This window comes from Tardiphaga sp., from assembly GCF_025356345.1.
Taxonomy (GTDB): domain Bacteria; phylum Pseudomonadota; class Alphaproteobacteria; order Rhizobiales; family Xanthobacteraceae; genus Tardiphaga.
In genome coordinates this window covers 1-12,922 of the sequence record NZ_JANXTC010000209.1, presented here as the reverse complement: position 1 = coordinate 12,922, position 12,922 = coordinate 1, and the positions used below count along the sequence as shown (strand labels likewise).

At 63.1% G+C, this 12,922-nt stretch carries 13 protein-coding genes and 1 tRNA gene; 12 read left to right on the top strand and 2 right to left on the bottom strand.

Features of this window, described 5'->3' with window-relative positions; translation table 11 throughout:
• Nucleotides 1–46: 46 nt before the first annotated feature.
• From fliD to Q0S16_RS12790, 9 genes are all read left to right on the top strand, one after another.
• Nucleotides 47–1,732, top strand: a complete 1,686-nt coding sequence (fliD, locus tag Q0S16_RS12830) for a flagellar filament capping protein FliD (RefSeq protein WP_295848771.1) — start codon at nt 47–49, stop codon at nt 1,730–1,732.
• Nucleotides 1,733–1,734: 2 nt separating this feature from the next.
• Entirely contained in the window at nt 1,735–2,130 is a 396-nt protein-coding gene (locus Q0S16_RS12825) for a flagellar export chaperone FliS (protein ID WP_295848770.1), read from the top strand.
• Nucleotides 2,131–2,353: 223 nt separating this feature from the next.
• Complete coding sequence (locus Q0S16_RS12820) at nt 2,354–2,758, top strand: hypothetical protein (RefSeq protein WP_295848768.1); 405 nt, start codon at nt 2,354–2,356, stop codon at nt 2,756–2,758.
• 386 nt (nt 2,759–3,144) lie between these two features.
• The gene (locus Q0S16_RS12815) at nt 3,145–3,807 is read left to right on the top strand and encodes a flagellar hook capping FlgD N-terminal domain-containing protein (RefSeq protein WP_295848766.1); all 663 of its coding nucleotides are present in this window, start codon (nt 3,145–3,147) and stop codon (nt 3,805–3,807) included.
• Nucleotides 3,808–3,826: 19 nt separating this feature from the next.
• Nucleotides 3,827–5,095 (top strand): flagellar hook protein FlgE, encoded by a 1,269-nt coding sequence (gene flgE / locus Q0S16_RS12810; protein WP_295848763.1) that lies wholly within the window; start codon nt 3,827–3,829, stop codon nt 5,093–5,095.
• Nucleotides 5,096–5,101: 6 nt separating this feature from the next.
• The gene (locus Q0S16_RS12805) at nt 5,102–5,362 is read left to right on the top strand and encodes a hypothetical protein (RefSeq protein ID WP_295848760.1); all 261 of its coding nucleotides are present in this window, start codon (nt 5,102–5,104) and stop codon (nt 5,360–5,362) included.
• Between the two features lie 17 nt (nt 5,363–5,379).
• Nucleotides 5,380–5,838 carry a flagellar protein FlgN gene (locus Q0S16_RS12800; RefSeq protein WP_295848758.1) on the top strand — a complete coding sequence of 153 codons (459 nt, stop codon included), beginning with the start codon at nt 5,380–5,382 and terminating at the stop codon, nt 5,836–5,838.
• A gap of 24 nt (nt 5,839–5,862) precedes the next feature.
• The gene (gene flgK, locus Q0S16_RS12795) at nt 5,863–7,629 is read left to right on the top strand and encodes a flagellar hook-associated protein FlgK (RefSeq protein WP_295848756.1); all 1,767 of its coding nucleotides are present in this window, start codon (nt 5,863–5,865) and stop codon (nt 7,627–7,629) included.
• Between the two features lie 11 nt (nt 7,630–7,640).
• The gene (locus tag Q0S16_RS12790; RefSeq protein ID WP_295848754.1) at nt 7,641–8,552 is read left to right on the top strand and encodes a flagellin; all 912 of its coding nucleotides are present in this window, start codon (nt 7,641–7,643) and stop codon (nt 8,550–8,552) included.
• Nucleotides 8,553–8,737: 185 nt separating this feature from the next.
• Here Q0S16_RS12790 and Q0S16_RS12785 read toward each other — a convergent pair.
• Together Q0S16_RS12785 and Q0S16_RS12780 are read right to left on the bottom strand one after the other, a co-directional pair.
• A tRNA-Arg gene (locus tag Q0S16_RS12785) sits at nt 8,738–8,814 on the bottom strand.
• A 276-nt stretch (nt 8,815–9,090) separates the two neighbouring features.
• Nucleotides 9,091–10,530: a HAMP domain-containing sensor histidine kinase gene (locus tag Q0S16_RS12780; RefSeq protein ID WP_295848753.1), complete on the bottom strand. Its 1,440-nt coding sequence runs from the start codon at nt 10,528–10,530 to the stop codon at nt 9,091–9,093.
• A gap of 446 nt (nt 10,531–10,976) precedes the next feature.
• Here Q0S16_RS12780 and rpmH point away from each other — a divergent pair, with 446 nt between their 5' ends.
• The 3 genes from rpmH to yidC all read left to right on the top strand — a co-directional run.
• Nucleotides 10,977–11,111: a 50S ribosomal protein L34 gene (gene rpmH / locus Q0S16_RS12775; protein ID WP_011471298.1), complete on the top strand. Its 135-nt coding sequence runs from the start codon at nt 10,977–10,979 to the stop codon at nt 11,109–11,111.
• A 26-nt stretch (nt 11,112–11,137) separates the two neighbouring features.
• The gene (rnpA, locus tag Q0S16_RS12770) at nt 11,138–11,500 is read left to right on the top strand and encodes a ribonuclease P protein component (protein ID WP_295848749.1); all 363 of its coding nucleotides are present in this window, start codon (nt 11,138–11,140) and stop codon (nt 11,498–11,500) included.
• A gap of 71 nt (nt 11,501–11,571) precedes the next feature.
• Nucleotides 11,572–12,922 (top strand): membrane protein insertase YidC (gene yidC / locus Q0S16_RS12765; protein ID WP_295848747.1); only part of this gene is annotated, 1,351 nt, incomplete at its 3' end.

Sequence of the window (12,922 nt, the reverse complement as noted above, 5' to 3'; positions counted from 1 at the left end):
GCCGGCCCGCGGTCGGCTCTCCCCTTGCCAAACCGGGTACCTTGTCATGACGACGGTTAGTAGCACGGCCTCCACCACACCGGCTTCCACCACAACCACCACGTCAGGCACCAAGACTACTACCAGCGTCGACTGGGATGCGCTGATCGCGGCACAGGTCGCGACCAAGACTGCTTCGGCGACGACAATCCAGACCAGCGTCACCGCCAACGAAGCCAAGATCGCCGCTTATCAGAGCTTCCAGACGTTGCTGGCGACGCTGACCGCAGACACCACAGCGCTGGCAAAATCGATCGTTAATTCGCTGTCCTCAAGCGCCTACGGCGCGCGCTCGGCGACCATCACCTCGACGGGCGATATCAGCGCCTCGTCGGCGGTCTCGATGTCGATCACCAACGGCGCCGCTACCGGCGATCATACCCTGACGGTCAGCCAGATCGCCACGGCGCAGAAGGTGATCAGCACCTCGGTCGCCGACCAGACCGCCGATCTCGACTATACGGGCACGTTCTCCCTGGGCCTCGCTGGTGGTACCAGCGTGGATATCTCGATCACCAGCGGCATGTCGCTGCGGGACGTCGCCGACACCATTAATGCGCAGACGTCCTCGACTAACGTGCAGGCTTCGATCATCCAGGTGTCGAGTTCCTCCTACGAGATGGTCCTGGCCGCCAACAATGATAATGCCGATATCGAGACCAGCGTGGCATCCGGCACCGACGTCCTCAACAGTCTCGGCCTTACCGACAGCTCCGGCGCCTTCGCCGACGTGCTGCAGACCGCGCAGCCCGCGATCTTCACCCTCGACGGCATCGCACTGACACGCAACACCAATGACATCACCGACGTCCTGAGCGGCGTTACCTTCAGTCTGCTGCAGAGCACCCCCACCGGCTCCACGGTGGACATTTCCATCGAGCCCGACACCAGCCAGATATCGACGTCGCTATCGACCTTCGTCACGGCCTACAACGCGGTCCGCGACTATGTGACGTCGCAGCAGACACTGTCGTCCGACGGCACCGTCGACTCGGGCGCAGTGCTATTTGGCGACGGCGCCATACGCAATATCATGACCCAGCTTGAGCAGTCGATGAATACCAGCGTCGGTGGGTTGTCGATGACCGATCTCGGGCTGTCGTTCAGCGACACCAACGATCTTCAGCTGGACACCAGCACCCTCGCGACCACGCTGACCGACAATCTCAGCGGCGTCATCGCGCTACTCGCGGCCAAGACGTCGACGTCGTCCAGCGCGCTGGCCGTCGTCAATACCAACACGTCGCCGCCGGCATCGTTCACGTTGGATCTCGCCGTCGACAGTTCAGGCGCGCTTATATCAGCCTCGGTGGGCGGCGACGATTCGCTGTTCACGGTCAGCGGCAACACCATCATCGGCGCCGCCAACACCGTCTATGCCGGGATGGCCTTCACCTATAGCGGATCGACAGCGCAGTCGATCACCATCAGCTCCACCATCGGCATTGCCGCCCAGATCAATGCGCTGGCCACCACCGCGTCAAATACCAGCACAGGCTCGCTTCAGGACATGGTGACCAACCTGCAGTCACAGGACACCACGATGACACAGCAGATCAGCGACATCACCGCCCGTGCCGCGGTCTACAAGGCGATGCTTACGGCGCAATATGCAAAATACCAGACCGCGATCTCGACCGCCAATTCGACGCTCGACTACCTCTCAGCCCTTCTCAACTCAAGCAGTAGCTAGCCATGAATCATCAATCGAATTTTCACGCCGCACAAGCCTATCGTAGCACGTCAACGGCCGTGCCGCCGCTGCGCGCGGTGATCATGATGATCGATGGCGCCATCATGTTCCTGCAGCGGTCGATCGCGGCGAACGAGCACAGGAAGTATGAGGACAGCCACGGCCACATGATCCGCGCCACCGCGATCCTGCGCGGCCTCAGCCACAACCTGAATTTCGACAGAGGCGGCGCGGTGGCCGAGCGCCTGCACACCACCTATCACGCGCTCATCATGGCCTGCCTGCGATCATATGGCCGGCCGGATTCGGCGCAGTCCTATCGCCGCGTCATCGGCAGCCTGACCGAGATGCGCGATGCGTGGGATTCGGTGGCGGCCCAGACCGCCAAGGCCAGATGATACCTCAATGACAGGCCCATGATCCGGCCGTACTGACGTTCGCCGGAAAACCGCCGGACTCAGTTACCGGTGACGGGTAATCCGGCTTTTCGCGGTTGAAAAAGGCCGGCTCATGTTGCCTATCGTCAAAGCGTGTCCTAGGACCGTAAGGGCGCCCGCGGTATTGTGGGCTTGCTTGAATTCATTTTCATTCAGGGCCCTTGGCTGTTCGGATACGCTTTCGATGATGGATGTCACGGAGTTTGAGGATCTGCTCGGCCGGTTCGGCGACGATCTGACGAACTGGCCGGCGCCGCGGCGGGACGACGCCAACCTACTGTTGCGCGGCTCCGACCAGGCCCGCGCCGCTCTGGCCGAATCCAGGCGGCTGCGCCAGGTGCTTCGAGCCGAACCTATCCGCGCGCCCGACGGCCTGCTCGACCGCATCATGCAAAAGGCCCGCCAAGCCACCTCCGAGCCATCGAACAACGAGCACGCCGGCCCCGACGGCACGTCGGCGGTACCGCCGAAAGGTTCGACGTTGATCCTCGCGCTATGCCTGTGCGGCGGCCTGGTTGGCACGCCATCGCCCGACGATGCCGCAATGATGCGACACGCGATGCATTCGCTGCCGGTCACCGCGCGCTAGCCTCTGAGCCAGTCGGTTGAACCGTGCCGTGCATCGCGGCATTCGGCGCGTTCCGGCATTGCAAGAAACGTTGCCCCGCATCCGGGACGGGGGTTGAAACCCGCAACCGCGCCGGACCGAAATCCACACCTCGCTGACGCTCACCCGCGGCAATTTTTGCCGGGCAAGCGCGGTCCTGCGTTCCTGATACCAATTCACAAAAAACACTGTGGCACAGCCACAATTCGGATTCGTCACGCGGCCCGACGGCGCCGTTTTCGCGTCTGAAAAATATCCGCCTGAATCGCCCGGAAGGGCCGTTTCAATAAGGAGCGGAATTCAAAACCTCAACCATTCACGAAGCAGTTCCGAAGCGCCACGCGCTTCGGAAATCGCCGGAGCACGCCATGACCAGCATCACCACGACAGCGGCGACGACGTCGACCGCTGCGACGACAGCCGCTGCAGCCGCGAGTGCCTCTCTGAGCTCGGGCGACTTTCTGAACATCCTGGTGACCGAAATGCAGAACCAGGATCCGCTCGATCCAACCAGCACCACCGACTTCACCACGCAGATGACGCAATATGCCAATTTTGACCAGCAGTCGACGCTGAACACCAATCTGAGTGCACTGCTGACATCGTTCAACAGCCTGCTGACGCTGAACTCCTCGAACTACATCGGCCAGACCGTCACGGCCAAGGCGGATTCGGCGACGCTGACGAGCGGCTCGATCGCGTTCGGCTACTCGCTGGATTCGGCCGCGGCCAGCACGACGCTGACCGTCAGCGACTCGTCGGGCAATGCGGTGTGGACCGGCAGCGGCACCACCACCGCCGGCAGCAATAGTTTCACGTGGGATGGCAAGACCACTGACGGAACGCAACTCGCCGACGGCGGCACCTATTCGCTGACGGTGAGCGCGGCCGATTCCAGCGGCACCGCGATCTCCGGCTACACGACGATCTCCGGCAAGGTCACGGGCATCGACAGCTCCAGCGGCACCGCGAAGCTGCTGATCGGCACCACTGCACTCGATGTCAGCAGCGTCATCGGCGTCACATCCTGAACCGATCTGGAGTCTAGTCATGAGTCTTTCAGGGGCACTATCCTCGGCGATTTCCGCATTGAGCGCGCAGAGCGCCAACATCGCGATGATCTCCGACAATATCGCGAACTCCTCCACCGTCGGTTACAAGACGACCACCGCGTCGTTCGAGTCGCTGGTGTCGAGTTCGGGAAGCGCTACGACGTATGCATCCGGTGGCGTCAACACATTGTCGTCGTCGAACATCTCGACGCAGGGATTGCTGACCACCACCACCAGCGCCACCGACATGGGCATCCAGGGCAACGGATTTTTCCCCGTGACCACGTCGCTGACCGGCGGATCCACGGAATATACCCGGAACGGGTCGTTCTCGATCGACAGCAGCGGCTATCTGACCAGCAGCGGCGGCGCCTATCTGCTCGGCTGGCGCACCGACGCAGAAGGCAATGTGGTCGGCAATGCCTCGAGCGACACGCTGGTGCCGATCGACACCAGCGTCGCGCAGACCAGCGGCAGCGCCACTACCAAGACCACCGTAGCGGCGAACCTGCCGGCTGATGCGGCGACCGGCGCGACCTTCACCAGCTCGATCTCACTGTACGATTCGCTAGGCACCGCGAACTCGATGCAGGTGACCTGGACCAAGACCGCCACCAACAGCTGGAGCGCCAGTTTTGCCAATCCGACGCTGGCATCGGATTCGACCTCGACCACCGGAACGGCATCGGGATCGATCGACATCACCTTCAACAGCGACGGTTCTCTGGCAAGTACGACCCCAAGCCCGGCCACCGTTGCCATCACCGGCTGGACCGACGGCGCCACCGACAGCTCCATCACCATGAACCTCGGCACCATCGGCGGTACCAACGGGCTGACGCAATATTCTTCGGGTGCCACCACGCCCGCAGTGGACCTGACCAGTATTGAATCCGACGGCCTGGCCTTCGGCAAGCTGAGCAGCATCGCTGTCGGCGACAATGGCAACGTCAACGCCACCTACTCCAATGGCAAAACCATCGCGATCTACAAGGTCCCGGTAGCCACCTTCACCGCCGAGGATCAGCTCTCGGCCGATAGCGGTGGCCTCTACAAGGCCACAGCAGCGTCGGGCACCGCCGTTTTGCAGACATCCGGTACCAACGGCGCCGGCACCATTTACGGCGGCGAGCTCGAGGCCAGTACCACCGACACCAATACCGAGTTCAGCAGCATGATTTCGGCACAACAGGCGTATTCGGCTGCGTCGCAGGTGATCACGGCCGTCAACAAGATGTTCGACACCCTGATCTCGAGCATGAGATAGGCCACAATGTCCGAAACCCGCCAGGATGACGCACTGTTCGGCCGGCTGCGCCGCATGATCGCCAGTGCCACCACCGCTCATCAACGCGACCGCCGCAACGTGCTGTCGCTGGAATGCGACATCCGGATGCTGCGTGCCGAACTGAACCAGCGTTGCGCCGTGCTGACCGAGCAGATGAAAGAAGTCGGAACCCGCACCACGGCCATCAACGCCTATGCCCGCACCGGATCCCTCGCACGCGGCGCCTCGCAGCCGCGCCACAAATAACCAACGGAGTAACGCACATGATCAACCAGAAATCTCCGCGCCACGCGGTTGCGAGCGCCAACGGACGCCGCATCGAGGACCTGATCGAGCTGATCGACGCGCTGATCGATGTGGTCACCGAGGAGAACATCGCGCTGGCCATGGGGCTGCCCGCCTCGCAGTCGCGCCACACCCAGCGCAAGCTCGAATTGGCCAACATGTTCGAAATGTGGGTCAAGGAAGTCTCGATGAAGAACCTTTTGCTGCAGACGCCGGACCGGCTGTTGCAGCACCGGGTGCTGGCGAAGATCGACAGCCTGCGCATCGCGATGGACGAGAATATGACACGGCTGCGCGCCGCCATCGAGGCCAGCCAGCGCCGCATCGACGCGGTGATGTCGGCGATCCGCGAGCAGATCTCCGACAATTCGCCCTATGGCGCCGGTGGCCGCGTCAACGGCCACGCCGCCTCCTACGCCCGCGGCGTTCGGGCCTGACCTTCAGCAGCAGCGAGGCACCCCGTGTCACTCGACGTCGCACGCAGCATTGCCGTCAGCAGCCTGATGGCGACCCAGGTCCAGATCAGCGTCGCCTCGGCCAACATCGCCAATGCGAGCACCACCGGCTACACCGTCAAGACGGCGGTGCAGGCGGCAACGGTCAGCGGCGGCGTTGGCACCGGCACCACCATCACGGCCATCACGAGCAATGTCGACAGGCTGCTGCTGAAGTCGCTGGTCGCGGCTACGTCGGAGCTCGGCAGCGCCACCACCAGCAGCGGCTATCTCGACCAGTTGCAGGCGCTCTATGGCAGCACAACCGGGACCGACAGCACCGGCACCTCGCTGGCCAATACGCTGGCGTCGCTCGAGACCGCGCTGTCATCGCTATCCAGCACCGCCAGTAGCGCCTCGCTGCAGGCCAACGCGGTTAGTGCGCTGGATGACGTCGCCGCGCAACTACGCGACACGTCGAGCGGCATCCAGACCCTGCGCGGCAATGCCGACACCGCGATCGCCTCGGCGGTGGATGACGTCAACACGCAGTTGAACGCCATTGCCAGTCTGAACGGTCAGATCAAGCTGGCGGCGGCGAGCGGTCAGCCCACCGGCGATCTGGAAGACCAGCGCAACAATGCGCTTCAGGACGTCGCCTCGCAGATGAATGTCAGCTACTTCATCTCTTCATCGGGCGACATGCAGATCTTTACCGCCTCCGGTCAGGCGCTGGTCGATAGCTCCGTGCATCCGCTCAGCTTCACGGCAGCCTCATCGGTCACCGCGATTTCGACCTACGACACGACTGCGAGCACCGGACTCAGCGGCATCAGCGTCAACGGCGTCGACGTCACCTCGCAGATCGGCTCGGGCAATATCGGTGCGCTGGTCAGCCTGCGCGACACGGTGCTGCCGGCGGCACAGACCCAGCTCGACCAGCTCGCCACCCAGCTGGCGTCGAGCCTCAACGCGGTGTCCAACGCCGGCACCGCGGTTCCGCCGCCGGCATCGCTGACCGGCACAACCGCAGTCACCGCCACAACCTCTTTGAACGCCACCGGGACGGTGCGCATCGCCGCGGCGGACGCGTCGGGCAAGCTGGTGTCCTATGGCGACATCGACCTATCGACCATCTCCACCGTCGGCGACCTCGTGACTGCCATCAACGGCATTTCCGGACTGAGCGCCTCGATCAATTCCAGCGGCAACCTGGTCATTACGAGTTCGAACAGCGGCAATGGCGTCTCCATCAACGAGATGACCAGCGCGGTCGGCAGTCCCGCGGTCGGCCTGTCGGACTATCTAGGCCTCAACGACCTCGTCACCGGCACCGGCGCGTCCAATATCGCGGTGCGCAGCGACATCCTGGGCAATTCCGGCCTGCTGCCGGTTGGTACGCTGGATTCTTCGGCGACGCTGACCACCGGTAGTTCGGTGCTAAGCACCGGCTCGACCACCGTGATCGACGCGCTGTATTCCGCGCTCACCGGCAATACCAGCTTCAGCGCGAGCGGCGGTCTCGGCGCCAGCACCCGATCGTTCGCCGACTATGCCGCCGACCTCATCTCCAACGTCGCCTCCAGGGCGACGACGGCCACCACAACACTGACGTCCAAGCAGACCACGCTATCGACCTTCTCGAGCGCCATGTCGTCGCAATCCGGGGTCAATCTCGACGAGGAAACCGCGACCATCAGTACGCTGCAGAATCAGTACACCGCCGCGTCGCAGCTGATCCAATCGATCAATGCGATGTTCACCGCGCTGATGACCGCCATCCAGAGCACCTAGGAAGCCTGATCATGGGAATGCGCGTCGCCACCTTCGCGATCAGCCAGCAGATGATTGCCGCGGCCCTGAAGACACAGAGCACGATGGCCGACCAACAGATGCAGGAGGCCTCCGGCGTAGTCTCGCCGGATTTTGGCGGGCTGGGCTCGTCGACCCAGCAGGTGCTGAACCTGCAGGTCTCGGTGACGCGCGCGCAATCCTATATCGACGCCGCGACGCAAACCGGCAGCAAGGTGCAGGTGATGTATTCGGCCGTCAACTCGATCGCCGACCTGACGACCCAATTCCGCAGCCTGCTTACCGCGGCCACCAATGCCGCGAGCACCGATTCCGCAAGCGTGACACAATCAGCGCGGGACATGCTGACCGAGATGGCCTCGCTGCTCAACACACAATATAGCGGCAACTATCTGTTCAGCGGCGCCAGGACCGACCAGGCCCCGGTCGATATTTCCAGCACGACCTATGCGGCCGCCACGTCGCCATCGACCGCCGATGCCAGCTATTATCAGGGCGACAGCGCGGTGGCCTCGGTGCGCGTCTCCGACAGCCAGACAGTGTCCTACGGGGTGACCGCCGACAACACCGCGTTCGAGCAGATCATGCGGGCGATGAACCTGGTGGCCAGTAATTCGCCGTTGACTACCGACACGTTGAACGAGGCGCTCGACCTGACTACCAACTCGGTCAGCGCGCTCGGCGTTGTGCAGAGCAAGATTTCCAATGCCGAGGCGTCGATCGAGAAGGCGAGCGCCTCACAGACCGAATATCAATCCTACGCCCAGACCCTGGGCAGCGACCTCACCGGCGTCGACGTCGCCGCCGTCACGGCATCGCTGTCGACCTACCAGGCGCAACTGACGGCATCCTACGCGGCGATCGCCAAGGTGCAGAGCCTCAATCTGGCGAGCTATCTGCATTAACGGAATTTCGCTGGCCTGCGGCAGGGCCAGCAGTTCAGCCGTCCGCCTAGCGGCGCTCATCAAGCTGCGCGAGGCACATCGCCCAAGCCAAATAACTCGACATAGTCAGCTAAAGGACTAGATGCGGGCTACCCAATCCATGGGTGGTAACCCATCGGGCCCGTGGCTCTTGGCCCGATTGTGAATGGCGCGCCCGAAAGGATTCGAACCTCTGACCCCTAGATTCGTAGTCTAGTGCTCTATCCAGCTGAGCTACGGGCGCGTGCCTTGAGCACCGGGGGCCTGAACCCGTCGATGCCTCATGTTTCGAAACCGGTGGTTTGCGAAAGCGCGCCATAGCTACCGAGTCCGGACAGGCTTGGCAAGCGCCGCATGACAGTTTCGTGGTCATTCGCAAATCACGCCGTTTCAGGCGGTATCGCACCGCCACACGGCGCACCGGCGCGACGCGACAACCGAAAACCGGAGCGAAATTATTCCGGCTCGACCGAATCGCTGGTCGCAGCCCCCCCCCCCCGCTGACCGGTTTGACCGGTCGTCAGGCCCGGGCACGTTCACTGCGGATGCTGTGCAGTTCGACCGGGCGGTCCGGCATGGTGATGCGGAAGGTGGCGCCGAGCGTGCCTTCCACCAGATGGATGTCGCCGTCATGGGCCCGTACCAGCTCGGCGGCGATCGCCAGCCCCAACCCGCTGCCGCCGGGGCGCGCCGAGCCCTGAAACGCCTCGAACAAATGATCGCGGGCGCGCTGCGGCACGCCGGGGCCGGTATCGGACACTTCCAGGATGGTCACAGACCCCTCACGGCGGCCCGTGACGCGGATCTGCTGCGGGGCGCCATCGCTCGGCGGCTGGCCCTCCAGCGCCTGGGCGGCGTTGCGCACGAGGTTGAGCAGGATCCGGAACAGCTGATCGGGATCGGCGTCGATGGTCAGGCCGCGCTCGATGGCATTGATCCAGGAAATCGACGCATCCGACGCCAGACCCGCGGATTCGCGGACTTCGTTGAACACCGGCTCCACCAGAACCCGCTTGCGGTCGGGGGCGGCCTCCTGGGCGCGGCCGTAGGACAGCGTCGACTGGCAGAACGCGATGGCGCGTTCGAGCGAGCGCATCAGCTTGGGCGCGAAGCGCTGCACACGCGGATCCGGCACGCTGGCAAGCTGGTCCGAGAGCAGCTGCGACGAGGCCAGCAGGTTGCGCAAATCGTGGTTGATCTTGGATACCGCGAGACCGAGCGCCGCCAGCCGGCTCTTCTGGTGCAGCATCGAGACCAGGTCGCGCTGCATGTCCGACAATTCGCGCTCGGCGACGCCGATCTCGTCGCCCCGCTGACTCGGGATGATGATCCGGGACAGGCTTTCCGGATTCTCGTGGAAGGCGACCAGATTGGCGGTGAGATACCGCATCGGCCGCACGAACAGGTAATGCAGGGCCAGATAGACCAGCCCAGCCGTCAGAATCGCAATCCCCAGCGACACCAGCAGCAGATTGCTGGAGAAGCGGTACATCGCCTGCCGCAGTGGCAGCTCGTCGATCACAACTTCGATGAACTGTGCCCCCTTCTGGGCACCCGCCGGCACCGGCCCGATCACCCGGATCGATTGGTTGCCGGTTTCCAGCATGATCTCGAACGTGTCGACGATCGCCGACCACACCGTGATGGACCGCATATCGACGTCATGGTCGATCTGCGGCGGCAGGTCGGCACTGGCCAGCAGGCGGCGCTGCTGCCCCATCTTGATGGCCACGGCGCGGGCGCCGATGCTGCCCAGGATCTGCCGCGACAGCGATTCCGGCACCAGGCCGAGCGGCGCGGCGTCCAGCACCAACGCGGCGGTATTGGCTGCGGCGAGCTTGTCGTTCAGCCGGTTGAGGCGGAAATTGGCGATCGAGGGCACATAGATCAGCACTTCGGCAATCAGAACCAGCGGGATGGTCAGCAGCAACAGCTTGCCGGACAGCCCAAGGCGGCGCACGGGCCGCGACCGCGACGCTAATTCTGCGGGCTTTTCGCTCGCGATTGGCACGATGTGGGCCTCTGATCTGACGACGGGGCGATGCGCCTGTTTGAGCTACGGTTCAAACTGCGATTCGATCCGATTATTTAACACCCTTCCGCGGCGGAGGCCGGCAGCCCGGCCATTGTCCGCGAGACAATACATGCAACGTCAACAACATCCTGAAAACACCGCTACTACCGGAATAGTCCCGCGTTTTCAGGTATTTTGATGGTTGCATATTACTGTACAGGGCAAGATTGACGAAAACAGGACGCTCCCGTATAAGCCCGCCAACTGTCCGCGATGGCCCGGTCTTGCATCGGGGCGGCTCACTGGCGACCGGAAACGGCTCGCTTGAGCCAGCATTTTTGGACTTACCTCAAAATACCTTGGCTCATTGCCCGGTCAGCGGAGAACGACCCGTGAAGCGGACTTATCAACCCAGTAAATTGGTGCGCAAGCGCCGCCACGGCTTCCGCGCTCGCTTGGCGACGGTCGGCGGCCGTAAGGTTCTCGCAGCCCGCCGTGCGCGTGGTCGCAAGCGCCTCAGCGCCTGATCGGGCCTCTTTCCCGAGATCTCATCATGGATCGGTTGCGGCAGCGAGCGGATTTTCTCGCCGTTGCCAATGGGCCGCGGATGAACAGCCCTGCCTTCGTACTGCAGAGCCTGCGACGAGATGATGACGGCCCGATCCGGGTCGGCTTCACCGTGACCAAAAAGAACGGAACCGCCACTGAGCGGAACCGGATCCGACGCCGGCTTCGCGAACTGGTGAAGCGCGTCGATGTCATATCCATGCGACCCCACAGCGATTATGTGCTAGTCGGCCGTCGTGTCGCGCTGAACCGCGACTTCACCACCATGCTCGAAGATCTCCGCTCGGCGCTTCATCGCCTCGACCGGCAATCCGCCAAAGCACAGCCATCTAAAACGAGCGTGACGTGACTGTTCCAGCCTGCGACAAGCACGCAGCCGGCCCGAAGCCGCACCCGTATTTGAATGACGAGACCTGAACGATGACCGACAATCGAAATACCATCCTCGCCGTCGTTCTGTCCGGCCTGGTGCTGCTCGGCTGGCAGTATTTTTTCAATATTCCGACGATGGAAAAACAGCGCCAGCAGGCGCAGATCCAGAGCCAGCTGGCGAACCCCACCGCGCAGCCCGGCACCTCGCCGAGCGGTGCGGCCACCCCGGCCGGCAGCGTTCCTGCCTTGCAGGGCGCCTCCAACGCGCCGCTCGTCAGCCGCGACGTTGCCATCGCCTCGTCGCCGCGTATCCGGATCGAAACCTCGCGCGTCGTGGGCAGCCTTTCCCTGAAGGGCGCCCGCATCGACGATATCGCGTTGACCAAGTTCCGCGACACCGTCGATCCGACTTCGCCGGCCACCGTGCTGTTCTCGCCGTCGGGCACCGCCGCTCCCTATTATGCGGAGTTCGGCTGGGTCGCCGCGGCTGGATCGAACGCCAAGATTCCCGACCAGAACACCCCGTGGATCCAGGAAGGCACCGGCGCGCTGACGCCGACTTCCCCGGTGACGCTGAAATTCGACAATGGCGAAGGCCTGACCTTCCGCCGCAGCATCGCGATCGATGATCGCTACCTCTTCACCATCAAGGACGACGTCATCAATACCGGCAGTGCGCCGGTGACGCTGTATCCTTTCGCGCTGATCTCGCGCCACGGCACCCCGCATGTCGAAGGCTATTACATCCTGCATGAAGGCCTGGTCGGCTATCTCGGCGACCAGGGCCTGCAGGAATATGGCTACAAGAAAATCGACGAAGCCAAGGCGGTGAATTTCAAGATCACCAATGGCTGGTTCGGCATCACCGACAAGTACTGGGCCTCGGCGCTGTTGCCAGACCCCGCCGCGCAGCTGCAGGCGCGCTTCTCCTCGAATCTGGTCGGCACCGTCCATACCTACCAGACCGATTATTTGCAGGATGCGCAGACCATTCCGGCCGGCGGCACCGGTACGGCCAATGCCCGGCTGTTCGCCGGCGCCAAGGAAGCCGCCACCGTCGGCATCAACTTCCCGCTCGCCGTCGGTCTCGGCGGCTATAACCAGCAGCTCGGCCTCAACCACTTCGATCTCTTGATCGACTGGGGCTGGTTCTACTTCATCACCAAGCCGATGTTCCTGGCGCTCGACTTCTTCTTCCACCTCGTCGGCAATTTCGGCGTCGCCATCCTGCTGGTGACGGTGCTGGTCAAGATCATCTTCTTCCCGCTGGCCAGCAAGTCCTACGCCTCGATGGCCAAGATGAAGGCGGTACAGCCGCAGCTGGCGCTGCTCAAGGAGCGCTATCCTGACGAAAAGATGAAGCAGCAGCAGGAGATGATGGAGATCTACAAGAAGGAGA

Bases quoted from the DNA above. Each gene is read 5' to 3' on its own strand.
- Q0S16_RS12825 (WP_295848770.1), top strand. From the start codon at position 1,735: ATGAATCATCAATCGAATTTTCACGCCGCACAAGCCTATCGTAGCACG.
- Q0S16_RS12815 (WP_295848766.1), top strand. From the start codon at position 3,145: ATGACCAGCATCACCACGACAGCGGCGACGACGTCGACCGCTGCGACG.
- fliD (WP_295848771.1), top strand. From the start codon at position 47: ATGACGACGGTTAGTAGCACGGCCTCCACCACACCGGCTTCCACCACA.
- Q0S16_RS12790 (WP_295848754.1), top strand. From the start codon at position 7,641: ATGGGAATGCGCGTCGCCACCTTCGCGATCAGCCAGCAGATGATTGCC.
- Q0S16_RS12820 (WP_295848768.1), top strand. From the start codon at position 2,354: ATGATGGATGTCACGGAGTTTGAGGATCTGCTCGGCCGGTTCGGCGAC.
- Q0S16_RS12800 (WP_295848758.1), top strand. From the start codon at position 5,380: ATGATCAACCAGAAATCTCCGCGCCACGCGGTTGCGAGCGCCAACGGA.
- Q0S16_RS12805 (WP_295848760.1), top strand. From the start codon at position 5,102: ATGTCCGAAACCCGCCAGGATGACGCACTGTTCGGCCGGCTGCGCCGC.
- flgE (WP_295848763.1), top strand. From the start codon at position 3,827: ATGAGTCTTTCAGGGGCACTATCCTCGGCGATTTCCGCATTGAGCGCG.
- rnpA (WP_295848749.1), top strand. From the start codon at position 11,138: ATGGATCGGTTGCGGCAGCGAGCGGATTTTCTCGCCGTTGCCAATGGG.